The 23,030-nt window shown below is 59.7% G+C and carries 25 protein-coding genes; 20 read left to right on the top strand and 5 right to left on the bottom strand.

The genetic code is table 11. The features are described 5' to 3' along the window. Window positions 1-19: 19 nt before the first annotated feature. Window positions 20-928 (bottom strand): 50S ribosomal protein L3 N(5)-glutamine methyltransferase, encoded by a 909-nt coding sequence (gene prmB, locus ACIQY3_RS16220; RefSeq protein ID WP_403021103.1) that lies wholly within the window; start codon window positions 926-928, stop codon window positions 20-22. A 252-nt stretch (window positions 929-1,180) separates the two neighbouring features. On the opposite strand from prmB, the gene ACIQY3_RS16215 reads away from it, so the two are divergent. From ACIQY3_RS16215 to ACIQY3_RS16195, 5 genes are all read left to right on the top strand, one after another. After that, window positions 1,181-1,771: a cysteine hydrolase family protein gene (locus ACIQY3_RS16215; RefSeq protein WP_403021102.1), complete on the top strand. Its 591-nt coding sequence runs from the start codon at window positions 1,181-1,183 to the stop codon at window positions 1,769-1,771. 131 nt (window positions 1,772-1,902) lie between these two features. Further along, window positions 1,903-2,223 carry a hypothetical protein gene (locus ACIQY3_RS16210; RefSeq protein ID WP_123510723.1) on the top strand — a complete coding sequence of 107 codons (321 nt, stop codon included), beginning with the start codon at window positions 1,903-1,905 and terminating at the stop codon, window positions 2,221-2,223. A gap of 87 nt (window positions 2,224-2,310) precedes the next feature. Beyond that, window positions 2,311-2,868 (top strand): Smr/MutS family protein, encoded by a 558-nt coding sequence (locus ACIQY3_RS16205; RefSeq protein WP_403021099.1) that lies wholly within the window; start codon window positions 2,311-2,313, stop codon window positions 2,866-2,868. Window positions 2,869-2,945: 77 nt separating this feature from the next. Further along, window positions 2,946-3,491, top strand: a complete 546-nt coding sequence (gene folE, locus ACIQY3_RS16200; protein ID WP_003204506.1) for a GTP cyclohydrolase I FolE — start codon at window positions 2,946-2,948, stop codon at window positions 3,489-3,491. A 104-nt stretch (window positions 3,492-3,595) separates the two neighbouring features. Then, the gene (locus tag ACIQY3_RS16195) at window positions 3,596-3,967 is read left to right on the top strand and encodes a glutathione S-transferase N-terminal domain-containing protein (RefSeq protein WP_054048702.1); all 372 of its coding nucleotides are present in this window, start codon (window positions 3,596-3,598) and stop codon (window positions 3,965-3,967) included. A gap of 188 nt (window positions 3,968-4,155) precedes the next feature. Here the strand turns inward: ACIQY3_RS16195 and ACIQY3_RS16190 are convergent, their stop codons facing one another. Then, on the bottom strand, window positions 4,156-5,322 hold the full coding sequence (locus ACIQY3_RS16190; RefSeq protein WP_403021095.1) for a PLP-dependent aminotransferase family protein: 1,167 nt from the start codon (window positions 5,320-5,322) through the stop codon (window positions 4,156-4,158). Window positions 5,323-5,403: 81 nt separating this feature from the next. Between ACIQY3_RS16190 and ACIQY3_RS16185 the strand changes: the two genes are divergently transcribed. From ACIQY3_RS16185 to ACIQY3_RS16175, 3 genes are all read left to right on the top strand, one after another. Then, window positions 5,404-5,850 (top strand): MarR family winged helix-turn-helix transcriptional regulator, encoded by a 447-nt coding sequence (locus ACIQY3_RS16185; RefSeq protein WP_403021093.1) that lies wholly within the window; start codon window positions 5,404-5,406, stop codon window positions 5,848-5,850. 334 nt (window positions 5,851-6,184) lie between these two features. Then, the gene (locus ACIQY3_RS16180; RefSeq protein WP_403021091.1) at window positions 6,185-7,534 is read left to right on the top strand and encodes an NCS2 family permease; all 1,350 of its coding nucleotides are present in this window, start codon (window positions 6,185-6,187) and stop codon (window positions 7,532-7,534) included. Between the two features lie 64 nt (window positions 7,535-7,598). After that, window positions 7,599-8,225 (top strand): LysE family translocator, encoded by a 627-nt coding sequence (locus tag ACIQY3_RS16175; RefSeq protein ID WP_059404689.1) that lies wholly within the window; start codon window positions 7,599-7,601, stop codon window positions 8,223-8,225. A 179-nt stretch (window positions 8,226-8,404) separates the two neighbouring features. Here ACIQY3_RS16175 and uraH read toward each other — a convergent pair whose 3' ends face one another. Beyond that, window positions 8,405-8,758 carry a hydroxyisourate hydrolase gene (gene uraH / locus ACIQY3_RS16170; protein WP_010456673.1) on the bottom strand — a complete coding sequence of 118 codons (354 nt, stop codon included), beginning with the start codon at window positions 8,756-8,758 and terminating at the stop codon, window positions 8,405-8,407. Between the two features lie 420 nt (window positions 8,759-9,178). Between uraH and puuE the strand changes: the two genes are divergently transcribed. The 7 genes from puuE to ACIQY3_RS16135 all read left to right on the top strand — a co-directional run bounded on the left by puuE (window position 9,179) and on the right by ACIQY3_RS16135 (window position 16,610). Further along, window positions 9,179-10,105, top strand: a complete 927-nt coding sequence (puuE, locus tag ACIQY3_RS16165) for an allantoinase PuuE (protein ID WP_403021087.1) — start codon at window positions 9,179-9,181, stop codon at window positions 10,103-10,105. Then, window positions 10,102-10,617 (top strand): 2-oxo-4-hydroxy-4-carboxy-5-ureidoimidazoline decarboxylase, encoded by a 516-nt coding sequence (gene uraD, locus ACIQY3_RS16160; RefSeq protein ID WP_403021084.1) that lies wholly within the window; start codon window positions 10,102-10,104, stop codon window positions 10,615-10,617. The genes puuE and uraD overlap by 4 nt, the downstream gene beginning before the upstream one ends. 87 nt (window positions 10,618-10,704) lie before the next feature. Next, window positions 10,705-11,700, top strand: a complete 996-nt coding sequence (gene alc / locus ACIQY3_RS16155; RefSeq protein ID WP_403021082.1) for an allantoicase — start codon at window positions 10,705-10,707, stop codon at window positions 11,698-11,700. 122 nt (window positions 11,701-11,822) lie between these two features. Further along, on the top strand, window positions 11,823-12,326 hold the full coding sequence (locus tag ACIQY3_RS16150) for an ureidoglycolate lyase (protein WP_010456681.1): 504 nt from the start codon (window positions 11,823-11,825) through the stop codon (window positions 12,324-12,326). Between the two features lie 50 nt (window positions 12,327-12,376). Continuing rightward, window positions 12,377-13,678, top strand: a complete 1,302-nt coding sequence (locus ACIQY3_RS16145) for a urate hydroxylase PuuD (protein WP_403021079.1) — start codon at window positions 12,377-12,379, stop codon at window positions 13,676-13,678. Between the two features lie 192 nt (window positions 13,679-13,870). Beyond that, a complete protein-coding gene (locus ACIQY3_RS16140; protein ID WP_054048720.1) occupies window positions 13,871-15,229 on the top strand; it encodes a nucleobase:cation symporter-2 family protein in 1,359 nt (452 codons plus the stop codon). 595 nt (window positions 15,230-15,824) lie between these two features. Next, window positions 15,825-16,610, top strand: a complete 786-nt coding sequence (locus ACIQY3_RS16135) for an outer membrane protein OmpK (protein WP_265044243.1) — start codon at window positions 15,825-15,827, stop codon at window positions 16,608-16,610. A gap of 177 nt (window positions 16,611-16,787) precedes the next feature. Here ACIQY3_RS16135 and ACIQY3_RS16130 read toward each other — a convergent pair whose 3' ends face one another. Then, window positions 16,788-17,960, bottom strand: coding sequence for a patatin-like phospholipase family protein (locus ACIQY3_RS16130; protein ID WP_403021077.1), 1,173 nt, complete (start codon window positions 17,958-17,960; stop codon window positions 16,788-16,790). A gap of 35 nt (window positions 17,961-17,995) precedes the next feature. Beyond that, window positions 17,996-18,928: a lipid A biosynthesis lauroyl acyltransferase gene (locus ACIQY3_RS16125; protein ID WP_403021075.1), complete on the bottom strand. Its 933-nt coding sequence runs from the start codon at window positions 18,926-18,928 to the stop codon at window positions 17,996-17,998. Between the two features lie 118 nt (window positions 18,929-19,046). On the opposite strand from ACIQY3_RS16125, the gene minC reads away from it, so the two are divergent. The 5 genes from minC to ACIQY3_RS16100 all read left to right on the top strand — a co-directional run bounded on the left by minC (window position 19,047) and on the right by ACIQY3_RS16100 (window position 23,021). Further along, a complete protein-coding gene (gene minC / locus ACIQY3_RS16120; RefSeq protein WP_403021073.1) occupies window positions 19,047-19,784 on the top strand; it encodes a septum site-determining protein MinC in 738 nt (245 codons plus the stop codon). Between the two features lie 201 nt (window positions 19,785-19,985). Beyond that, the gene (gene minD / locus ACIQY3_RS16115; RefSeq protein WP_054049606.1) at window positions 19,986-20,798 is read left to right on the top strand and encodes a septum site-determining protein MinD; all 813 of its coding nucleotides are present in this window, start codon (window positions 19,986-19,988) and stop codon (window positions 20,796-20,798) included. Beyond that, a complete protein-coding gene (gene minE / locus ACIQY3_RS16110; RefSeq protein ID WP_007898843.1) occupies window positions 20,798-21,052 on the top strand; it encodes a cell division topological specificity factor MinE in 255 nt (84 codons plus the stop codon). The genes minD and minE overlap by 1 nt, the downstream gene beginning before the upstream one ends. Window positions 21,053-21,234: 182 nt before the next feature. Next, a complete protein-coding gene (locus ACIQY3_RS16105; RefSeq protein WP_403021070.1) occupies window positions 21,235-21,870 on the top strand; it encodes an RluA family pseudouridine synthase in 636 nt (211 codons plus the stop codon). Between the two features lie 47 nt (window positions 21,871-21,917). After that, window positions 21,918-23,021 carry a hypothetical protein gene (locus ACIQY3_RS16100; RefSeq protein ID WP_403021067.1) on the top strand — a complete coding sequence of 368 codons (1,104 nt, stop codon included), beginning with the start codon at window positions 21,918-21,920 and terminating at the stop codon, window positions 23,019-23,021. The last annotated feature ends 9 nt before the right edge of the window (window positions 23,022-23,030 follow it).

Below are 23,030 nucleotides of genomic sequence, written 5' to 3'. Positions count from 1 at the left end.
GGGAACGATCTTTACGGGATTAAACGCGGGAAGCGAACAGTGTCTGATGATCGCGGCACTGTTCCGCCGTCAACATGAACACCCCATGCCCGCCGCGCTCGAAATCAAGCCAGGCGAAGTCGACTTCCGGGTACAGGCCTTCAACGTGAACCTGGCTGTTGCCCACTTCGACAATCAGCAAACCTTTCTCGGTCAGGTGATTCGCCGCTTCGGCGAGCATCCGGCGTACCAGGTTCAGACCGTCGTCACCGCAGGCCAGGCCCAGTTCCGGTTCGTGCTGGTATTCGTCCGGCATGTCGGCGAAATCTTCCGCATCGACGTAGGGCGGGTTCGACACGATCAAGTCGAAACGTTGCCCCGGTAAACCATCGAAACCATCGCCCTGAACCGTGTACACCCGCTCATCGACACCATGACGCTCGATGTTCTGATTGGCCACTTCCAGCGCTTCGAACGACAGGTCGGCCAGCACCACTTCGGCGTCCTGGAACTCGTAGGCACAGGCGATGCCGATGCAGCCGGAACCGGTGCACAGGTCGAGAATCCGCGCAGGATCGTTGCCCAGCCACGGCGCAAAGCGCTTTTCGATCAACTCGCCGATCGGTGAACGCGGGATCAGCACACGCTCATCGACAATGAACGACATGCCGCAGAACCACGCCTCGCCCAACAGGTAAGCGGTGGGAATGCGCTCTTCGATGCGACGCTTGAGCAAGCGTTGCAGATTGACCAGCTCATCGTCTTCCAGATTGCAGTCCAGATAGCTGTCGGCAATTTCCCACGGCAAGTGCAGTGCACCCAACACCAGTTGCCGGGCTTCATCCCAGGCGTTGTCGGTCCCATGGCCGAAAAACAGATCCTCCCCATGGAAGCGACTGACGGCCCAACGGATATGGTCACGCAGGGTACGAAGGCGGGAAGTGATCACAGCGGCGACTCCAAATAAAACGACTGGCAGAAAACGACTGGCGATTCTAACAGCCAAAACGCGCCACGACGACGCAGGAAAAACACCGGATCAGATGTAGGACGCATCCATTTTTACGCTTGGCTATTGAACAGAATCAGCATCTTGACAAGGCTGCAAGCCAACAAAGACGGTGCCTACGATGGTAGCGATTCACAGAACCGCTCAGCCAGAGGACAATGTCGCAAAAGCCCCACTCCAAGGAGCCCCAGAATGTCCGTTCCAAAAACGATGTTTCAACTCAGCGGTCGCGGTTACGCGGCGGCCAATCTGAGCCATGCGACCGTGGTCATTATCGATGCCCAGAAAGAATACCTCAGCGGCCCGCTGGCCCTGAGCGGCATGGATGCCGCCGTCGCGAACATCAAGCAACTGGTGGCCGCTGCCCGTGCAGCCGGCCGGCCGATCGTGCATGTGCGTCACCTCGGCACCGTTGGCGGGCTGTTCGATCCACAGGGCGAGCGCGGGGAATTCATCCCGGGGCTGGAGCCACAGGGCGACGAAACCATTATCGGCAAACTGCTGCCCAGCGCGTTCCACGGCACCACGCTGTACGATCGCCTGCAGGAACTCGGCTCCCTGGACCTGATCGTCTGCGGCTTCATGAGCCACTCCAGTGTCAGCACCACCGTGCGCGCGGCGAAGAATCTGGGCTTTCGTTGCACCCTGGTGGAAGATGCCTGTGCGACCCGCGACCTGCCTTACAAGGGTGGTGTACTCAGCGCCGAGCACGTTCAGCAGACCGAAATGGCGATCATGGCGGACAACTTCGCCACCCTCGCCCTGACCCACGATCTGATCTGATCGACTTCAGATGAGCGGTTCATGCCGCCGCTCATCCGCAAAAGCCTATCATTTGCTGCAATTGCCTTAGCCTCAGGAACATCCCGGTCAACTCCCGGTCGAAGGGCCGATACCCATTGAGGAAGGTCGGAATGAAGTTATCCGATGGTTTTGATGCACGCCGCTTGCGGCCCAAAGGCCAAAGCAACTGGCGTTTTCGATTCGGCGCAGCCATTGCCGCCCTGCTGGCGATGCTCGGTGTATTAATGACGCTGGCCGGTGTCGGCAGCCTGCTCGGCCACGCGCCCGCCATGGGCGAGTTGAATACCAACAAAGTCGGTTCGGCCGTGATTCTGGTGATTGGCCTGTTCGTGCTGTACATCGGCGTGTGGTTGTGGCGCCGCTGCCGTCGCCGTTCGCGCCAGTCGCAAGCGCTGAACATGGCCCCGCATTTGATGAAAAAACACGACTGAATCCAGAGCCCGGCGTCTAGCCGGGCGCCAATTGTTATGGATAGCGTCTCGACTTGGGTAAACTGGCCGCCCTTCGCGGAGGCTGCCATGCAAGACGACGATTTTTCCCTGTTCAAAAGTGCGATCCAAGGCGTCAAGCCGATCAAGCACGATCGCGCCGAAACCGGCAAACCCAAGGCTGACCGCGCGCAGATCGCCAAGCTGCGTCAGGCCGCCACCGTGCGCACCGATGCCACCACCGTGGACGGGTTGTCCGATCAGTTCGTAATCGATGTCGGCCCGGAAGACGAGTTGATGTGGGCCCGCGACGGCGTCCAGGAAAGCCAGATCCGCAAACTCAAGATTGGCCAGATCCCGTTCGAAGGCAGCCTCGACCTGCACGGTATGAACGTGGAAAAGGCCCGGGAAACCCTCTGGGCCTTTCTCGCTGAAGCGACCAAATTCGAAATCCGCTGCGTGCGCGTCACCCACGGCAAGGCTGTACGCCTGGACGGCAAGCGGCCGATGATCAAAAGTCACGTCAACACCTGGCTGCGCCAGCATCCCCAGGTGCTCGGCTTTACCTCGTGCCAACCGAAACACGGCGGTGCCGGCGCCGTTTATGTGATGCTCAAACGCACCATGATGGAAGGTCGCGACGACTAAAGCTGTCGCGCCGCGCTTGCAGCGCCGTGTCCGCCACCGTACCCTTGCCCTTTGCGAAAAATCCCACAGGTAGTTTCATGTCCCTGGAACAGAATTACACCGCGATTCTCGGCCAATTGGGCGAGGACGTCTCCCGCGAGGGCCTGCTCGACACGCCGAAGCGTGCCGCCAAAGCCATGCAGTACCTCTGCCGCGGTTATGAACAGACACTCGAAGAAGTCACCAACGGTGCCTTGTTCAGCTCCGACAACAGCGAAATGGTGCTGGTCAAGGACATCGAGCTCTACTCGTTGTGCGAACACCACCTGCTGCCGTTCATCGGCAAGGCCCACGTTGCCTATATCCCGAGCGGCAAGGTATTGGGGCTGTCGAAAGTCGCGCGGATCGTCGATATGTACGCCCGCCGCCTGCAGATCCAGGAAAACCTCAGCCGCCAGATCGCCGATGCGGTGCAGCAAGTCACCGGCGCCCTGGGCGTTGCGGTGGTGATCGAGGCCAAGCACATGTGCATGATGATGCGCGGTGTCGAGAAGCAGAATTCGTCGATGATCACTTCGGTGATGCTCGGTGAGTTCCGCGAAAACGCAGCGACTCGCAGCGAGTTTCTCAGCCTGATCAAGTAACGCGCCACACGAAGAAAACCGGCATTCATCGCCGGTTTTTTTTCGCCTGTGAAAAATCAGGTAAGCTGCGCGCCTTTCACAATTCCCACCGTGAGGCTTTCAACGTGTTCGTAAAAGCGCTTCGTGTCGGCCTTGGCCAACTGATCATCTTCATCGACTTCATCACCCGCCCGGGCAAAAAACAGCGCCCGGCCGAGGCTCAGGCCCAGGTCAACAGCGCCGCCAAGGACCTGACCCTGTATCAGTTCCACGCCTGCCCGTTCTGCGTGAAAACCCGCCGCACCTTGCGCCGCTTGAACGTGCCGGTGGCGTTGCGCGACGCAAAGAACAACGAACAGGATCGCCAGACCCTGCTGGATCAGGGCGGCAAGATCAAAGTGCCGTGCCTGCGGATTGAAGAGAATGGCCAGACCACCTGGATGTATGAGTCCAAGGTGATCATTGACTATCTGGATAAGCGGTTTGCGGCGGTCTGATGGTTTTGCGGTGTTCTGACCGGCGCCTTCGCGAGCAAGCCCGCTCCCACAGGTGACCGAGTTCCTTCAGGTGAAACGCGGTCGAATGTGGGAGCGGGCTTGCTCGCGAAGGGGCACGCCCAGACACCACAAAATCCAGACAAAAATAAACCGGCCCCTGAGCCGGTTTATTCATTTCTACCCTCCCCTCAAGCCGCTTCCGCCACCAGCGCCCGCCTCACCACCGCCGCCAATCGCTTCAACCCTTCATCCAGCCGCGCCGGGTCGATATGGCTGAAATTCAGCCGCAGATGCCCAGGATGGTTGTCCGGATCGGGAAAGAACGGCTCACCCGGCATAAACGCCACATCCGCCGCCAGCGCGTCCTTGAGCAAGGTCCGGGTGTCCAGCGGTTGCTTGAGTGTCAGCCAGAAAAACAGCCCACCTTGCGGCACATTCCAATCCGCCAGATCGGAAAAGTGCGTTTCCAGGGCTGACTGGAACGCATCCCGACGCACTCGATAGAAGTCCCGCAATTCGCTGAGGTGATTCTGGAATTTCTCGGTCCCGATCCATTGCAGCGCCTGCCACTGCCCCACGCGATTGGTGTGCAGATCCGCCGATTGCTTGAGTTTCAGCAAATGCGGGAACAGGTCCGGGCTGGCGATCAGGTAACCGACCCGCAGCCCCGGCAACAGGGTTTTGGACACGGTGCCGGTATAGATCCAACTGGCCGTTTTCAAGCGACTGACAATCGGCGTGGCACTGCCGCCGTCGAAGGTCAGCTCGCGGTAGGGTTCGTCTTCGATCAGCGTGACGCCGAACTCGTCCAGCAACGCCGCCACCGCATCGCGCTTAGCTTCGCTGTAGCGCACCGCCGATGGGTTCTGGAAGGTCGGGATCAGGTAGATGAACGCGGGTTTGTGCTGTTCCAGGCGCGAACGCAGTTGAGCCAGGTTCGGACCATCCGCCTCCTGCGGGACCGTGATGCAGTCAGCGCCGAACAGCTGGAAAATCTGCAACGCCGCTAGATACGTCGGCGCTTCCAGCAAGATCTCGGTGCCTTTGTCGATGTAGAGCTTGGCCGCCAGATCGAGGGTTTGCTGGGAGCCGCTGACCACCAACACCTGTCTCGCCTCGCACGGCACACCCAACGCCCGCGCCTCGGCCGCCAGGGCTTCACGCAACGCCGGTTCGCCCTCGCTCATGCCGTATTGGCCCATGGACAGCGGCATGTCGGCCCATTCGACTGTCGGCAGCATGGCCTCGGCCGGCAAGCCGCCGGCGAACGACATCACTTCCGGGCGCTGGGCTGCGGCGAGGATTTCACGAATCAAAGAACTTTTAAGGCGCGAGACACGTTCGGAAAAAGCCATGGGGTCACCGGTAGCGAGGCCTGAGGAAAATGAGTCAAACTGGTTGACCGAAATTACGACAGCTTGAGCGGATACGTCAATATGCTTGACCTTAAAAACCCAACGACTCAGCAACATGCCATGGAAGCGTTTTTCTTCGGCTACCAGGCGTTCACCGCCAAGGCCGACGAAATGCTTGAGCGTCGAGGCTTGAGCCGGGTGCATCAGCGCATCGTGTTTTTCATCGCCCGCTACCCGAACCTGAGCGTGAAGGAATTGCTCGCGCTGCTCGGCGTGACCAAGCAGGCGCTGAACATGCCGCTGCGGCAGTTGGTGGAGATGCATCTGGTGAACAGCGTGGCGTCCGAGACCGACAAGCGTAAGCGGCTACTGGAGCTGACCGAGGATGGCGCGCGATTCGAGCAGTCGTTGCGGCGTGAGCGGGTGAAATTGCTGGAGCGGGTGTTTGCCGAGGCTGGAGAGGCGGCGGTGGATGGGTGGTTGGCGGTGAATCTGGCGTTGGGGAAAAGCCAAGTGACCGCAGACTAAGCGGACTGTCTGTTGGATTTTTATGAATTGATCTGGCGCCTTCGCGAGCAAGCCCGCTCCCACAGGTGATCGGGTTCCTTCAGGGGAATGCGGTCGAGTGTGAGAGCGGGCTTGCTCGCGAAGGGGCCCGAACAAGCCATATATCCCTATCGCCAAACTTTTCGTCGACAAAATCAAAAACATTATTTGCTTTATTTGTATACAAAAGCATAATCCACTTCGTGCGAGTTCCTGACCAAGCGGTCAACAAATTCGCAAGTGCCTCAAAGGGCCGCTGCCACCCTCATGGGTCCGGCCCTGGAAATAAAAATAAAACTCTTGAGGAGTACTCGCTGTGGAAAGCCGCAAATCCGAAGCCCCGTCGCTGGAACTCTCGCCGCCGTTACGCAATGGCTGGCTGGAGCGCATCTTCAAACTCACCTTGCACGGCACCACGGTGAAGACCGAGCTGATTGCCGGTCTGACAACCTTCATCACCATGGCTTACATCATCTTCGTCAACCCGAACATCATGGCCGACGCCGGGATTGATCACGGCGCCGCGTTCGTCGCCACATGCATCGCCGCCGCCCTGGGTTGCCTGTTGATGGGCCTGTACGCCAACTGGCCGGTCGGCCTGGCGCCAGGCATGGGCCTGAACGCATTCTTCACCTACACCGTGGTCGGCACCATGGGCTACAACTGGGAAACCGCCCTCGGCGCGGTGTTTGTTTCCGGTGTGTTGTTCATGATCCTGACCTTCTCCAAGATCCGCGAATGGCTGCTCAACAGCATTCCCGTGAGCCTGCGCTACGCCATGGGCGCCGGTGTCGGACTGTTCCTGGGGATCATCGGCCTGAAAACCGCCGGCATCGTCGTCGACAGCCCGGCGACCCTGATCAAGCTCGGCTCCCTGCGCGAACCCGGCCCGTTGCTGGCCGCCATCTGCTTCCTGATGATCGCCGTGCTCAGCTACCACAAAGTCTTCGGCGCTATCCTCATCAGCATCATCACCGTGACCGTCGCCGGTTGGGGCCTGGGCCTGGTGCATTACGAGGGCATCATGTCCGCCCCGCCGAGCCTGGCGCCGACCTGGATGGCCATGAATGTCGCCGGCGTGTTCAACGTCAGCATGATCAGCGTGGTGCTGGCGTTCCTCTTCGTGCACATGTTCGACACCGCCGGCACCCTGATGGGCGTCGCCCAGCGCGCCAATCTGGTGAACGCTGAAGGCCGCATCGAAAACCTGTCCCGCGCCATGAAAGCCGACAGCGCGTCCAGCGTATTCGGGGCGATGGTCGGTGTTCCGCCAGTAACAAGTTATGTAGAAAGTGCCGCGGGTGTCGCCGCTGGTGGTCGGACTGGTCTTACCGCCGTGACCGTAGGTGTGCTATTTATTGCCGCGATGTTCTTCGCACCGCTGGCTGGCATGATTCCCGCTTACGCCACCGCCGGTGCGCTGATTTATGTAGCGATGCTGATGATGAGCGGCATGGCGCACATCGAGTGGGATGAAGCGACGGACAGCATTCCGGCGATCGTCACCGCGATCATGATGCCGTTGACCTTCTCGGTCGCCGACGGCATCGCGCTGGGCTTTATCACTTATGTGGTGCTGAAGGCCGGCACCGGTAAGTACAAGGAAATTTCCGTCAGCTTGTGGGTGCTCTGCGCGATCTTCATCGCCAAGTTCGTTTTCTTGTAAGCGGTCATAGCTTCAAACAGCCTCACCCCGCCGGGTGGGGCTTTTGCACATTAGGAGGAAAGTGATGAGTCTGGAAACCTGGCTGCTGTTCAGCGGCGCTGCGCTGGTGGTGATCCTGATCCCGGGGCCATTGTCTTTGCTGATGATCAGCAACAGTTTGAACTACGGTTTGCGCCGTTCTTACCCGGCGTTTCTCGGCGGGGTGATTGCGTCGATTTGTTTGCTCAGCGCCTCGGCGCTGGGCCTGGGCGCCCTGCTGCTGGCGTCGGAACAGTTGTTCAGTGCGCTGAAGATCGTCGGTGCGCTGTACCTGTTTTACCTCGCCTGGCAGAGCTGGCAGCAATCGCGCCAGCCATCGGTGGGCGCCGAAGTGCCCCAGGCTGCGCCGGTGCCGCGCTTCCGTGCGCTGTTTGGTCGCGCGTTTGTGCTGGGCGCGAGCAATCCGAAAGACATCCTGTTCTTCGCCGCGTTCCTGCCGCAGTTCTTGAGCGCCGAGCAACCGTTCCTGCCGCAGTTGCTGGTGATGATCGCCACCTGGACGGTGCTGGATCTGCTGTGCAAATTGGCCTACGGGCTGGGTGCCCATGGCGCGGCGCGGTATCTGCGCAGCGGCAAGGGGCAGAGCTGGTTTAACCGAATCAGTGCGGGGTTGTTCAGTGGGGCGGGTGCTGCATCTCTGTTAAGCCGCTAAAAGCAAAAGCTTCGCGAGCAAGCCCGCTCCCACAATGGAATGCGCTCCCCGGTGGGAGCGGGCTTGCTCGCGAAGAGGCTCTGACAGACGCCACTTTCTCAAGGGCAAAAAAAAGCCCGCAGTGTGGGCGGGCAAAAGACCAAAGAAGCTTTATGCGCAGGATTCTTGGGGGGAAAGTCCTAGCTTCCTCTGTAGGTCGAATAGCTATAAGGCGAAATCAGCAGCGGCACGTGGTAGTGATCCTGTTCCGCAGAGATGCCAAACCGCAGCACCACCACGTCCAGGAACGCCGGCTCCGGCAGCTGAACGCCACGGGCGCGGTAGTAATCGCCCGCATGGAACTGAACCTGATAGACCCCGGAACGGTAGTCATCGCCTTGCAGCAACGGTGCATCGACACGGCCATCGCTGTTGGTGATCGCACTGGCGACCAATTCCAGTTGCGAGCCTTCAACGCGGTACAGCTCAACCTTGATCGAGCTGCCCGGGCAACCGTGTGCAGCGTCCAAAACGTGTGTAGTCAAACGTCCCATTGATTCTGCGCGCCTGCCTGCCTACAGCAGTCAGGCCTCGCGCCTCCCGAAGTCAGTTGAAAGGAGACCGCACCGTTTCGGAGCACGAAAAGCTGCGGCGAGCGACTGATTAAGACACTTTTCAAAAAAATTGTACACAATAAAAATGACATTTTTATCCTGGCCACCACCATCCGGGGATTCCCGGCGAATCTGACCACGAACCATGCGTGCAGCGGACCTTCTATCCATTAGCTGACCAGTCAGGCAGGTTTCTTGCAGTAGCATCCAATCATGACAGTTAGTGAAAAATGCAAAAATTCAGGCTTACAAAGTCGATATAAAGTTGTATACAATCAGCCCATCGCTGTGACGCCAGCCTGACTTCCCACCTGCAGGCACGCCACACAAACCTGTCAACGAATAAGAAGGAAGACTGCAGTGAGCGCTGACTACCCACGCGACCTGGTCGGTTACGGCAGTAACCCTCCGCACCCACACTGGCCGGGCAATGCCCGCATCGCCCTGTCCTTCGTGCTCAATTACGAGGAAGGTGGCGAGCGCAATATCCTGCACGGCGATAAAGAATCCGAAGCCTTCCTCTCGGAAATGGTCTCGGCGCAGCCGCTGCAAGGCGCGCGCAACATGAGCATGGAATCCCTTTACGAGTATGGCAGCCGCGCCGGCGTGTGGCGGGTGCTGAAGCTGTTCAAGGAATTCGACATCCCGCTGACCATCTTCGCCGTGGCCATGGCCGCCCAGCGCCATCCGGACGTGATCCGCGCGATGGTCGACGCCGGCCACGAGATCTGCAGCCACGGCTACCGCTGGATCGACTACCAGTACATGGACGAAGCCCAGGAACGCGAGCACATGCTCGAAGCGATCCGCATCCTCACCGAACTCACCGGCGAACGCCCACTGGGCTGGTACACCGGCCGCACTGGCCCGAACACCCGTCGGCTGGTGATGGAAGAAGGTGGTTTCCTCTATGACTGCGACACCTACGACGACGACCTGCCCTACTGGGAACCGAACAACCCGACCGGCAAGCCGCACCTGGTGATCCCGTACACCCTGGACACCAACGACATGCGCTTCACCCAGGTCCAGGGTTTCAACAAGGGCGACGATTTCTTCGAATACTTGAAAGACGCGTTCGACGTGTTGTACGCCGAAGGTGCCGAAGCGCCGAAGATGTTGTCGATCGGCCTGCACTGCCGCTTGATCGGCCGTCCGGCGCGTCTGGCCTCGCTCAAGCGCTTTATCGAATACGCTAAAAGTCATGAACAGGTGTGGTTCAGCCGCCGTGTCGACATCGCTCGCCACTGGCACGAAACCCACCCGTACCAAGGGGCTGCCCAATGAGCACCTTTCAAACCCTGAAACCGTCGAGCCTGAACCGCGATGCATTCGTCGCCGCGTTCGCCGACATCTACGAACATTCGCCATGGGTGGCCGAGAAGGCCTTCGACTTGGGCCAGGATGCTTCGATCGACGAGATCGAAACCCTGCACCAGCGCATGAGCGACATCCTGTTGAGCGCTGATCACGCAAGCCAACTGGCCCTGATCAACGCTCACCCGGACCTGGCCGGCAAAGCCGCCGTCCAGGGCCAACTGACCGAAGCCAGCACCAATGAACAAGCGGGCGCCGGTATTCACCAATGCACGGCCGAAGAGTTCCAGCGCTTCACCGAGCTGAACGATGCCTACAAGGCCAAGTTCAAGTTTCCCTTCATCATGGCGGTAAAAGGCAGCAACCGGCATCAGATCCTCGCGGCGTTCGAAACGCGCATTCACAACTCGGCAGATACCGAATTCAAATGCGCGCTGGCGGAGATCAACAAGATCGCCCTGTTCCGTTTACTGACCCTATAGCGAGCCTGGCCCGAGTGTAAAAAAACGCGAATGCACCCAGGGCCCTGCAAGCATCCCAAGCCAACTTATTAAAGGCAGACAAGAAGAATGAAAGCTTACGCCGTACCTTTCGAGAAGTTCGTCAACCTGGCCGACGCCCGCCTGGGCACCAAAATCATCTCGGTCACCGATGACTGGTTCGCTGATGCCAACCGCCTGTTCCAGCCGACCCCGGCTGTGTGGAAAGAAGGCGTGTTCGATGACAACGGCAAGTGGATGGACGGCTGGGAATCGCGCCGCAAGCGCTTCGAAGGCTATGACAGAGCCGTGATCCGCCTGGGTGTACCGGGCTCGATCAAAGGCGTGGACATCGACACTTCATTCTTCACCGGCAACTACCCGCCGTCGGCCTCCCTGGAAGCCTGTTTCCTGGCTGAAGGCGAACCGACCGAAAACACCCAGTGGGTTGAAGTGCTGTCGGCCGTCGAGCTGCAAGGCAACAGCCACCACTACCACGAAATCAATAACGACCAGGCCTTCAGCCACCTGCGTTTCAACATCTACCCGGATGGCGGCGTAGCCCGTCTGCGCGTGTACGGTGTGCCGCACCGCGACTGGTCGGCTGTTGGCGACAACGAGCAGATCGACCTGGCCGCAGCCCTGAATGGTGGCCGCGCCCTCGCCTGCTCCGATGAACACTTCGGTCGCATGAGCAACATCCTCAACCCGGGCCGTGGCATCAACATGGGCGACGGCTGGGAAACTGCACGTCGCCGCACGCCAGGCAATGACTGGGTGATCGTCGCGTTGGGCCATGCCGGCGAAGTCGAGAAAGTCATCGTCGACACCCTGCACTTCAAGGGCAACTACCCGGACACCTGCTCGATCCAGGGCGCTTTCGTGAAGGGCGGCACCGACAGCCAGATCGAAACCCAATCCCTGTTCTGGCGCGAACTGCTGCCGGCGCAGAAACTGGAAATGCACGCCGAACACACCTTCGCCGAGCAGATCAAAGCCCTGGGCCCGATCACCCACATCCGCCTCAATGTGTTCCCGGATGGTGGTGTGAGTCGCTTGCGTGTTCTTGGCAAAGTGGCGAAGTAAGCAGTGAAGCCATTCGCGGGCAAGCCCGCTCCCACAGGGGAATGCATTCCAAATGTGGGAGCGGGCTTGCTCGCGAAGGCGCCAGATCAAACAACACAGAACTCAACGAAAAGAAGACCAGCATGCGCACACTGACGATTGAACCGCTGACCAAAGAAGCCTTCGCCCCTTTCGGTGACGTGATCGAAACCGACGGCAGCGATCACTTCATGATCAACAACGGTTCGACCATGCGCTTTCATAAACTGGCGACGGTACAAACCGCCACGCCAGAGGACAACGCGATCATCAGCATCTTCCGCGCCGATGCGCAGGACATGCCGCTGACCGTCAGCATGCTGGAGCGTCACCCGCTGGGCAGCCAGGCTTTCATTCCGCTGCTCGGCAACCCCTTTCTGATCGTGGTCGCGCCACTTGGCGATGAACCTGTATCAGGCTTGGTCCGCGCCTTCGTCACCAACGGCAGGCAGGGCATTAATTACCATCGCGGCGTTTGGCACCATCCGGTGCTGACGATCGAAAAGCGGGATGACTTCCTGGTGGTTGATCGCAGTGGCACAGGCAATAACTGCGATGAGCATTTTTTCAAAGAGGATGAGCGTTTGATCCTCGCCCCCCACCAATAAGAGAAGGTCTGATCACTCGACAACAGAGTGACAGGCGAGAGGTAAAGACTGTGGAAGCACATCTGTTGGAATGGCTGAACCTGAGCGTGCGCTGGGTTCACATGATTACTGGCGTGGCCTGGATCGGTGCGTCGTTCTATTTCGTCTGGCTGGAAAACAACCTCAATCGGGTCAACCCGAAAAGTGGTCTGGCGGGCGATCTGTGGGCGATCCATGGCGGCGGTATCTATCACCTGGAAAAATACAAACTGGCTCCACCGACCATGCCGGACAACCTGCACTGGTTCAAATGGGAAGCCTACTTCACCTGGATGTCAGGGATCGCGCTGCTGTGCGTGGTGTTCTACTCCAACCCGACGCTGTACCTGCTGGCACCGGGCAGCACCCTGAGCGGTCCTGAAGGTGTGGCCATCGGTATCGGCTCGCTGTTCATCGGCTGGTTCATCTACTCCTTCCTCTGCGACTCGGCCCTGGGCAAACGCCCTGCGCTGCTGGGTTTCATCCTGTTCGTGCTGATCATTGGCGCCGCTTACGGCTTCAGCAAAGTGTTCAGCGGTCGCGGTGCGTACCTGCACGTCGGCGCGATCATCGGCACCATCATGGTCGGCAACGTGTTCCGCATCATCATGCCGGCGCAACGCGCATTGGTGGCGGCGATTGCCGAGAACCGCACGCCGGATCCGGCGCTGCCGGCCAAAGGTTTGCTGCGTTCACGGCACAACAACTACTTCACCTTGCCGGTGCTGTTCATCATGATCAGCAACCACTTCCCGAGCACCTACGGCAGCCAATACAACTGGCTGATCCTGGCCGGGATCGCGGTGCTGGCGGTGTTGGTGCGTCACTACTTCAACACCCGTCATGACAGCCACAAGTTTGCCTGGACCCTGCCGGTCGCCGCTGTCGGCATGATCAGCCTGGCCTACGTAACCGGCCCGGCGCAGATGCCGAGCGCACCGGAAGTGGCCAAGGCGCCTGGCACCATCGAGTACCAGCCGTTGCCGGAAACCGCCCTCGGCGGTGGCCTCAAACCTGAAGCGGCGAAGCCTGCTGCTCCAGCCGCTGCACCGGCCCAGGCGTCGAACCAGGGCCCGGCGTTCGACAAGGTGCACAGCGTGATTCAGGAACGCTGCGCCGTGTGTCACTCGGCCAAACCGACCAGCCCGCTGTTCAGTGCAGCCCCGGCCGGCGTGATGTTCGACACCCCGCAACAAATCCAGCAATTGGCCCCGCGGATCCAGGCGCAAGCCGTCGCCAGCCAGATCATGCCACTGGGCAACATCACACAGATGACCCAGCAAGAGCGTGACCTGATTGGTGCGTGGATCAACCAGGGAGCCCAGACCAATTAAGTAGCAAAAGCTTCGCGAGCAGGCTCGCTCCCACAGGTGTTGTATCGCCTGTGTGGGAGCGGGCTTGCCCGCGAAAGCGTCGGGCCAGTCAACAGAGATGTTGAATGTCATGGCCTCTTCGCGAGCAAGCCCGCTCCCACAGGTTTGCCTGTTGCACAAAATCACAAGAATAAAAAAGATCCGAGGTGTTGCATGTCCGAGCTATCCGAAGCGCGCATCCCCGACGCACCCGCCATTCAGCGTTTGCCCCTTTTGCAACTGATCCTGGTCGGTCTGCAACATGTTCTGCTGATGTACGGCGGTGCCATCGCGGTGCCGTTGATCATCGGACAGGCCGCTGGCCTGAATCGTGAAGAAATCGCCTTCCTGATCAACGCCGACCTGCTTGTCGCCGGCATCGCCACCATCGTGCAATCGCTGGGCATTGGCCCGATGGGCATCCGCATGCCAGTGATGATGGGCGCCAGTTTCGCTGCGGTTGGCAGCATGGTGGCCATGGCCGGCATGCCCGGGATCGGCCTGCAGGGGATCTTCGGCGCGACCATCGCCGCCGGGTTCTTCGGCATGCTGATCGCGCCGTTCATGTCCAAAGTTGTGCGCTTCTTCCCGCCGCTGGTGACCGGCACGGTCATCACTTCGATCGGTTTGTCGCTGTTCCCCGTCGCCGTTAACTGGGCCGGTGGCGGTGCTGGCGCGACGCAATTCGGTTCGCCGATTTACCTGGCCATCGCCGCGCTGGTGCTGGCCACCATTCTGTTGGTCCACCGCTTTATGCGCGGTTTCTGGGTCAACATTTCGGTGCTGATCGGCATGTGCCTGGGCTACGTCGTTTGCGGTCTGATCGGCATGGTCGACCTCAGCGGCATGGCGCAAGCGCCGTGGCTGCAGATCGTCACGCCGCTGCACTTCGGCATGCCGAAGTTTGAACTCGCGCCGATTCTTTCCATGTGCCTGGTGGTGGTGATCATCTTCGTCGAGTCCACCGGGATGTTCCTCGCCCTGGGCAAAATCACCGACCGCGAAGTCTGCCCGCGCATGCTCCGTCGTGGTCTGCTGTGTGATGCCGCCGCCTCGTTCTTCGCCGGTTTCTTCAACACCTTCACCCACTCCTCCTTCGCACAGAACATCGGCTTGGTGCAGATGACCGGCGTGCGCTGCCGTTCGGTGACCATCGTCGCCGGTGGCTTGCTGGTGGTGCTGAGCCTGCTGCCGAAAGCGGCGTTTCTGGTGGCGTCGATTCCGCCGGCGGTATTGGGCGGCGCAGCGATTGCGATGTTCGGCATGGTCGCCGCCACCGGGATCAAGATCCTGCAAGAAGCCGACATCGGTGACCGTCGCAACCAGCTACTGGTCGCGGTGAGCATCGGCATGGGCCTGATCCCGGTGGTGCGTCCGGAGTTCTTCGCGCACCTGCCGATGTGGATGAGCCCGATCACCCACAGCGGCATCGCCATGGCCACCCTTAGCGCCCTGGCGCTGAACCTGCTGTTCAACATTCTCGGCGGTAGAGAACGCGCAGCCATCAACGACTGCGCCGCCCACCCGCACTAACCGGAAAAACACACCGCCCCTTGTGGGAGCGGGCTTGCTCGCGAAAGCGTTGGATCAGTCGACTCATGTGTTTCTGACACACCGCTTTCGCGAGCAAGTCGAATCGTCGCACCGCCGCTCCCACAGGGTCAGCAACTGCCTGCGCCTCAACAATAAAAACAAGAGGAAGCAACAGATGGTTTTTACCCACTCAAGGCTGTCGTTTTGCGACGACAAGCCAACTACCGCCAACCGTGCCCCAAACCTGTCGTCGGTGCGCTGTTGCGGGGCACTTGAGACCTGGCCAAGGAGTCAGTATTCTCCGCGGCCGCCCGAATCCGCTTTAAAAAAAAGCCCGGATTTAATTCCTGACCAGCTAGCCAACTTATCCCGGCGCTGGACGGTACCAAGGCATCCAACAAAACCTCTCAATCGACTGTTTTCGAACAGCCGAACGGGAGTTTTTTTGCTTTTCGAAAGCCTTGGCTCAGCTCTTGCTAACAGCACTGAAGCTGACCGTTTGGATGAATTTTCAAAGCAACGAAAAAAGGCGCCACACCAGAGCGCCGACCTAAGAAAAACAACGTGGAACCACCTACTTTTTGGGAGCAACCGAATGAAACGTACGTGCACCAGCCTGATGCTCGCGGGATCTTTGCTGGCCGGGGGCCAGGCAATGGCCGGCGACCTGCTGCAATGGCAAAACAACAGCCTGACCTACCTGTATGGCAAGGACTTCAAGGTCAACCCGCACATTCAGCAGACCGTCACTTTCGAGCATGCCGACGGCTGGAAATATGGGGACAACTTCTTCTTCGTCGACAAGATCTTCTACAACGGTGACAAGGATTTCAACGTCGGCCCGAACACCTATTACGGTGAGTTCAGCCCACGTATTTCCCTGGGCAAAGTCCTCGACCAGAAGATCGAGTTCGGCCCGATCAAAGACGTCCTGCTGGCGATGACCTACGAGTTCGGTGAAGGCGATACCGAGTCCTACCTGATCGGCCCGGGCTTCGACCTGGCGATTCCAGGTTTCGACTACTTCCAGCTGAACTTCTACCAGCGCCACACCGAAGGCCCGCGCGCGGGTGACAACGTCTGGCAGATCACGCCGGTCTGGTCCTACACCATTCCGGTGGGCGACTCGAACATCCTGATCGACGGCTTCATGGACTGGGTGGTCGACAACGATTCCAACTCCCACGGCGACTACCACGCCAACCTGCACTTCAACCCACAGGTCAAATACGACTTGGGCAAGGCGCTGAATTTCGGCGAGAAGCAGTTGTACGTCGGTGTGGAATACGACTACTGGAAAGACAAGTACGGGATCGACGACACCCGTGCGTTCACCACCAATCAGAACACCACGAGCTTCCTGGTGAAGTTCCACTTCTGATGAGCTGAAGGCAAGAGACCACAAGCATCACCTGCCACGTGCGCATCCGGGGTGGGGGGTGGTTGTGGTCTTTTGTTTATGTGGCGTATGTGATGAGCCCGCTCCCACATTGGATCTTCTTCGCGCTGAAGATCCAATGTGGGAGCGGGCTTGCTCGCGAAGGCCCCACCGCCAATCTCAAGCCGGAACCACAGGCTCCGCCAACCCCAAAAACCGACACAACTCATCCCGCTTGGCCAACGCATCCCGCCGCCCGAGATCAATCAACTCGCTGCAATACCCCGCCTCGAACAGCAGATAACTCAACACCCCCGCCCCACTCGTCTTGGTCGCCCCCGGCCCGCGCAGGAACAGGCGCAGGGCCGCCGGCAATTCCTGGCGATGCCGCGCGGCAATTTCGTCGATAGGCTGGCTTGGTGAAATCACCAGCACTTCCACCGGCGCCACGCCGAGTGCGCGAGTCGGCGTACCGTCCGGCATCAAGTGGCTGAACTGGTTGAGTCGTTGCAACAACTCGATATCGCTTTCCAGGCTGTCAATGAACGTACTGTTGAGCATGTGCCCGCCGATCTGCGCCAGGGTCGGCTGCTGGCCGGTGTAAGCCCGTTGCAGCGGTTGTTCCGGGTCGACCCCGCGCGGGTTGCCGCTGACGCCCACCACCAGCACCCTGCTCGCGCCCAGGTGCAGGGCCGGGCTGATCGGTGCCGACTGACGCACCGCGCCATCGCCGAAAAACTCCTCGCCGATTTTCACCGGGGCGAACAACAGCGGAATCGCCGAGCTGGCGAGCAAGTGATCAACGGTCAATTGGGTCGGCACGCCGATCCGGCGATGGCGCAACCAGGCGTCGATGGTGCCGCCGCCCTGATAGAAGGTGACGGCCTGGCCGGACTCGTAGCCGAACGCAGTCACCGCAACGGCCTGCAACTGCTTTTGTGCGATGGCCTCGGCGATGCCGTTCATTTGCAGTTTGTCGTTGAGTAGGTCGCGCAGCGGCGAACTGTTGAGCAACGCCACCGGCACCTGGGCGCCGATGCCGAGCAAACTGTGGCTGACAAAGCGGCTGGCCTGGTGGATCACTCCCGGCCAGTCGCTGCGCAACACCAGATGACTGCGGAAACCCTGCCAGAACGCGGTCAGACGCTCGATGGCGCTGCGAAAATCCATCGCCCCACTGGCGAGGCTGACCGCGTTGATCGCCCCGGCCGAGGTGCCGACAATCACCGGAAACGGATTGTCCGCGCCCACCGGCAGCAATTCGGCAATCGCCGCCAGCACCCCCACCTGATACGCCGCCCGAGCCCCGCCGCCGGAAAGAATCAACCCTGTAACCGGTTCAGCTGGGCTCATCGCAACACTCCATGGTGCCTAAAGGGATCGGTGGTTCAACCGCGTTTTGCGTACAGTTTCGGCTCGCCGGGCGGACGGCTCTTGAAGCGGCGATGGGCCCAGAGGTATTGCTCCGGGCATTCGCGCAAGGCGCCTTCGACCCACTGGTTGATGCGAATGCAATCCGCCTCGTCGGTCTCGCCTGGGAAATTCTCGAGTGGCGCATGAATCACCAGCCGATAACCGCTGCCGTCCGCCAGTCGCTCCTGGGTAAACGGCACCACCAATGCTTTGCCCAACCGCGCAAATTTGCTGGTCGCGGTCACGGTCGCAGCCTGAATCCCGAACAGCGGCACGAAGATGCTTTGCTTGGCGCCGTAATCCTGATCCGGTGCATACCAGATTGCCCGGCCGGCGCGCAGTAACTTGAGCATGCCGCGCACGTCGTCGCGCTCTACCGCCAGCGAGTCCAGATTGTGCCGCTCGCGGCCGCGCCGCTGGATAAAGTCGAACAACGGGTTTTTGTGTTCACGGTACATGCCGTCAATCGTGTGCTGCTGCCCGAGCAGCGCCGCGCCGATTTCCAGGGTAGTGAAATGCAGGGCCATCAGAATCACGCCCTTGCCGTCGCGCTGGGCTTTTTTCAAATGCTCCAGGCCTTCGACGTGAGCCAGTTTGGCCAGGCGCTTGCGCGACCACCACCAACTCATGGCCATTTCGAAGAAAGCGATGCCGGTGGAGGCGAAGTTTTCCTTGAGCAGGCGCTTGCGCTCGGCGGCGGATTTTTCAGGGAAACACAGTTCAAGATTGCGCTTGGCAATGCGCCGTCGGTCGCCGGCCACGCGATACATCAGCGAGCCCAGGACACGGCCGATAAACAGCAACGCCGGATACGGCAACTGCACAATCAGCCACAACAGCCCCAGCCCGCACCACAACGGCCAGAAACGAGGGGAAAGAAATGCTGTACGAAAACGCGGGCGATCCATTAAAGGTTCCGGAAAGACAATGGCCGCGCATTCTACATCGTTCGACCCGGCTTGCGGCTCGCGGGCGTTCTCGTTATAAGTCTCGGCACTTTTAGTGACAAGCCGTTGTATGCCGACCATGAGCCAAACCGAACCGCTAGACCAAGATCCCGTGTTCCAGTTGAAGGGCAGCATGCTCGCCATTACGGTGCTGGAGCTGGCCCGCAACGACCTCGAGACCCTCGATCGGCAATTGGCCGCCAAGGTCGCCCAGGCGCCGAATTTCTTCAGCAACGCCCCGCTGGTGCTGGCCCTGGACAAGCTCCCGGCCAGTGAAGGCGCCGTGGATTTGCCGGGCCTGATGCGTGTTTGCCGTCAGCACGGCCTGCGCACCCTGGCGATCCGCGCCAGCCGCATCGAAGACATCGCCGCCGCCATCGCCGTCGACCTGCCGGTGCTGCCGCCGTCCGGCGCCCGCGAGCGTCCGCTGGACCCGAACGAAGGCGTGGTGGTGAAAAAACCGGAAAAACCACCGGAGCCGACCATCAAACCGACGAAGATCATCACGTCGCCAGTCCGTGGTGGCCAGCAGATCTACGCCCAGGGTGGCGATTTGGTCGTGATTTCCTCGGTCAGCCCGGGGGCGGAACTTCTTGCCGATGGGAACATCCATGTATACGGCCCGATGCGCGGTCGTGCACTGGCCGGGGTCAAGGGCGACTGGAAAGCCCGGATTTTCTGTCAGCAGATGAGCGCTGAATTGCTCTCCATCGCCGGCCACTACAAGGTTTCCGAGGATCTGCGACGCGATCCGTTGTGGGGCTCGGGCGTACAAGTCAGCCTGTCGGGCGACGTGTTGAACATCATTCGGCTTTAACGGATACTGCCGCATTTTCCAAGCATCTCTAAAACGTAGCGAAAACGGCTCAAACGAAGTAGGAAAAAGGCCGAAAGCAGTGTTTACCGCAGGTACGCGCCGCCCAGGACCGGATTCCAGCCAAGGCTGTCCGACTGCAGTAGTTTTTCAAGAGATGTTTTTCAGGGGCTAAAAGTCCTTTTTCCTTAGGGGTGAAACACCTTGGCCAAGATTCTCGTGGTTACATCCGGCAAGGGTGGTGTGGGTAAGACCACCACCAGCGCCGCTATCGGTACCGGCCTCGCACTGCGCGGCCACAAAACAGTTATCGTCGACTTCGACGTCGGTTTGCGTAACCTCGACCTGATCATGGGTTGCGAGCGCCGCGTGGTGTATGACTTCGTCAACGTGGTCAACGGCGAAGCCAACCTGCAACAAGCCCTGATCAAAGACAAACGCCTGGAAAACCTCTACGTATTGGCCGCCAGTCAGACCCGCGACAAAGACGCGCTGACCGTCGAAGGCGTGGAAAAAGTCCTGATGGCGTTGAAAGAAGATTTCGACTTCGTGGTCTGCGACTCCCCGGCCGGCATCGAGAAAGGTGCTCACCTGGCCATGTACTTCGCTGATGAAGCGATTATCGTGACCAACCCGGAAGTGTCCTCGGTACGTGACTCGGACCGCATGCTGGGCCTGCTGGCCAGCAAGTCCCGTCGCGCCGAACGGGGTGAAGACCCGATCAAGGAACACCTGCTGTTGACCCGCTACAACCCGCAACGCGTCAGCGACGGCGAAATGCTCGGCGTTGAAGACGTGAAGGAAATTCTGGCCGTGACCCTGCTGGGCGTCATTCCGGAGTCCCAGGCGGTGCTGAAAGCCTCCAACTCGGGCGTGCCCGTGATTCTCGACGACCAGAGCGATGCCGGTCAGGCATACGGCGATGCGGTCGACCGCCTCCTTGGCAAAGAAAAGGAACATCGTTTCCTCGATGTGACGAAGAAGGGCTTCTTCGAGCGCCTGTTTGGAGGTAAATAATGAATCTTTTTGACTTCTTTCGTGCCAGTAAAAAGGTTAGTACCGCGTCGGTAGCGAAAGAGCGTCTACAGATCATCGTGGCGCATGAACGCGGCCAGCGCAGTACCCCGGACTACCTGCCAGCCTTGCAGAAGGAACTGGTGGAAGTGATCCGCAAGTACGTCAATATCGGGTCCGATGATGTGCATGTCGCCCTGGAAAACCAGGGTAGCTGCTCGATTCTGGAACTCAATATCACCCTTCCGGATCGCTAGTCGATCCGGCGGGAGCCACGGCGGCTCAGGGCCCTCCGGGCCTTTGCAGGAGCTGCCGAAGGCTGCGATCTTTTGATCTTGTCTTTTAAACGCAAAATCAAAAGATCGCAGCCTTCGGCAGCTCCTGCATTGGACATGTAGGGCTCTGCGCCGCCGTTGGCGTTTGTTACGAGGCTGTTTTAATGCCGTTGTCCAACATCCACATCCTCCATCAAGACGACGCCGTCCTGGTGGTGAACAAACCGACCCTGTTGCTCTCCGTCCCTGGCCGGGCCGATGACAACAAGGATTGCCTGATTACCCGGTTGCAGGAAAACGGCTACCCGGAAGCACGAATCGTCCATCGGCTGGACTGGGAAACCTCCGGCATCATCCTGTTGGCCCGTGACCCGGACACCCATCGCGAACTGTCTCGGCAATTTCACGACCGCGAAACCGAAAAGGCCTACACCGCCCTGTGCTGGGGTCAGCCGGAACTGGACAGCGGCAGCATCGACTTGCCCCTGCGCTACGACCCGCCGACCAAACCGCGCCATGTGGTGGACCACGAATTCGGCAAGAACGCCCTGACCTTCTGGCGAGTGCTGGAACGTTGCGGCGACTGGTGCCGTGTGGAGCTGACGCCGATCACCGGCCGCTCCCATCAGTTACGCGTGCACATGTTGTCCATCGGCCACCCGCTGCTGGGTGACGGGCTCTACGCCCACGAACAGGCCCTGGCTGCCTGGCCGCGCCTGTGTTTGCACGCCAGCATGCTCAGCTTCACCCATCCTCAAACCGGCGAACGCCTGCGTTTCGAATGCCCGGCCCCGTTTTAAGCGCTGCCTGACCAGTAGTTGCCCGCTTTAAAAGGATCCCCATCCGGATGAGTTTTACCGATTTTCTGGAAACACCCGTTAAAAAAACCCGCAACCAACTGCTTTACCTGATTTACGGCAACCAGGACGTTTACCGGCGCGAAGCCAAGTTCAGCATCTTGACCGCGCTGTCCCACGTAAAAAATGCGAAGTTCCCCCGCATCAGAATCCTCACGGATCGCCCTCAGGATTACGCCGGCTGGCCGGTTGAAACCGTGTTACTCAGCCAGGAAATCCTGACGCAGTGGCAGGGCGAAAACGGCTATCACCATCGGCGCAAGGCCTGCGCCATTGCCGCCGGCCTGACGCTGGCTGAAAAGACCCTGTTCGTCGATACCGACACGTTGTTCACCAGCGACCCGAACCGGGCCTTCAGCCAGATCGGCAACGGCCAATTCCTGATGGATCGCTTCGAGTACGACTGGCAGTACGTGTGTGAGCGCCCCGAATACCTGAAACTCGGTAAATGCCTGGAAGCCCACGGCGTCACTCCGGACAACGGTTTCAAGCTGTACAACAGCGGTTTGTGCGGCGTGACCGACCGCGACGGCCCCCTCCTCGACGAATCCATCCAGTTGATCGACGAATGGACCCGGGACGGCTTCGACATCCATACCATCGAGCAGATTGCGATGTCGTTCGCGATGCGCGACAAGCCCGTGGCGGAAGCAAAAAAGTACATCTATCACTACTTCGCGGAGAAGCGTTTCTTCCACGCGATGCTGGCCTATTTCTTCGCGCGGCATGGCGAACAGTTCAACCTGGAACTGATCGAACTGTGCCGTGACGTGCCGCGAGTCAAACCCTTTCCATCGTCCTGGCAACGGCTGAAAATCAAATGGAAGCTGCGCAACCAGAGCGGTGCCCTGCGCAAGGTCGGTCGTGACCTGCTGTATGGCAGCGCCGCCCCGGAGGGTCCGTACTACTCGTCTTGCCGGCATGAATGGTGGGAGTGCGCGACGCGGGAGATTCTGCGCTGGGACAAGAGCCGCCAGAAAAAGCTGCTGAGCACCCGCAGTCTCTGGCCGGAACAACTGCCCAAGCCGGAAAAACCCGAAGATGAACGGGTGATCATGCAATACCTGAAAAAACGTGTGGCGGCCGCCGGTTGATACCGGCGG

Origin of the sequence: Pseudomonas sp. NPDC096950 (assembly GCF_044762525.1) — a bacterium.
Taxonomy (GTDB): Bacteria; Pseudomonadota; Gammaproteobacteria; order Pseudomonadales; family Pseudomonadaceae; genus Aquipseudomonas.
This window is presented reverse-complemented; position numbering and strand designations above follow the sequence as displayed.

What these genes read in the sequence shown, in the direction of transcription:
- ACIQY3_RS16215 (WP_403021102.1), top strand. Translation starts at nt 1,181, where the DNA reads ATGTCCGTTCCAAAAACGATGTTTCAACTCAGCGGTCGCGGTTACGCG.
- ACIQY3_RS16210 (WP_123510723.1), top strand. Translation starts at nt 1,903, where the DNA reads ATGAAGTTATCCGATGGTTTTGATGCACGCCGCTTGCGGCCCAAAGGC.
- ACIQY3_RS16205 (WP_403021099.1), top strand. Translation starts at nt 2,311, where the DNA reads ATGCAAGACGACGATTTTTCCCTGTTCAAAAGTGCGATCCAAGGCGTC.
- folE (WP_003204506.1), top strand. Translation starts at nt 2,946, where the DNA reads ATGTCCCTGGAACAGAATTACACCGCGATTCTCGGCCAATTGGGCGAG.
- ACIQY3_RS16190 (WP_403021095.1), bottom strand. Translation starts at nt 5,322, where the DNA reads ATGGCTTTTTCCGAACGTGTCTCGCGCCTTAAAAGTTCTTTGATTCGT.
- ACIQY3_RS16185 (WP_403021093.1), top strand. Translation starts at nt 5,404, where the DNA reads ATGCTTGACCTTAAAAACCCAACGACTCAGCAACATGCCATGGAAGCG.
- ACIQY3_RS16175 (WP_059404689.1), top strand. Translation starts at nt 7,599, where the DNA reads ATGAGTCTGGAAACCTGGCTGCTGTTCAGCGGCGCTGCGCTGGTGGTG.
- uraH (WP_010456673.1), bottom strand. Translation starts at nt 8,758, where the DNA reads ATGGGACGTTTGACTACACACGTTTTGGACGCTGCACACGGTTGCCCG.
- uraD (WP_403021084.1), top strand. Translation starts at nt 10,102, where the DNA reads ATGAGCACCTTTCAAACCCTGAAACCGTCGAGCCTGAACCGCGATGCA.
- alc (WP_403021082.1), top strand. Translation starts at nt 10,705, where the DNA reads ATGAAAGCTTACGCCGTACCTTTCGAGAAGTTCGTCAACCTGGCCGAC.
- ACIQY3_RS16150 (WP_010456681.1), top strand. Translation starts at nt 11,823, where the DNA reads ATGCGCACACTGACGATTGAACCGCTGACCAAAGAAGCCTTCGCCCCT.
- ACIQY3_RS16140 (WP_054048720.1), top strand. Translation starts at nt 13,871, where the DNA reads ATGTCCGAGCTATCCGAAGCGCGCATCCCCGACGCACCCGCCATTCAG.
- ACIQY3_RS16135 (WP_265044243.1), top strand. Translation starts at nt 15,825, where the DNA reads ATGAAACGTACGTGCACCAGCCTGATGCTCGCGGGATCTTTGCTGGCC.
- ACIQY3_RS16130 (WP_403021077.1), bottom strand. Translation starts at nt 17,960, where the DNA reads ATGAGCCCAGCTGAACCGGTTACAGGGTTGATTCTTTCCGGCGGCGGG.
- ACIQY3_RS16125 (WP_403021075.1), bottom strand. Translation starts at nt 18,928, where the DNA reads ATGGATCGCCCGCGTTTTCGTACAGCATTTCTTTCCCCTCGTTTCTGG.
- minC (WP_403021073.1), top strand. Translation starts at nt 19,047, where the DNA reads ATGAGCCAAACCGAACCGCTAGACCAAGATCCCGTGTTCCAGTTGAAG.
- minE (WP_007898843.1), top strand. Translation starts at nt 20,798, where the DNA reads ATGAATCTTTTTGACTTCTTTCGTGCCAGTAAAAAGGTTAGTACCGCG.
- ACIQY3_RS16105 (WP_403021070.1), top strand. Translation starts at nt 21,235, where the DNA reads ATGCCGTTGTCCAACATCCACATCCTCCATCAAGACGACGCCGTCCTG.
- ACIQY3_RS16100 (WP_403021067.1), top strand. Translation starts at nt 21,918, where the DNA reads ATGAGTTTTACCGATTTTCTGGAAACACCCGTTAAAAAAACCCGCAAC.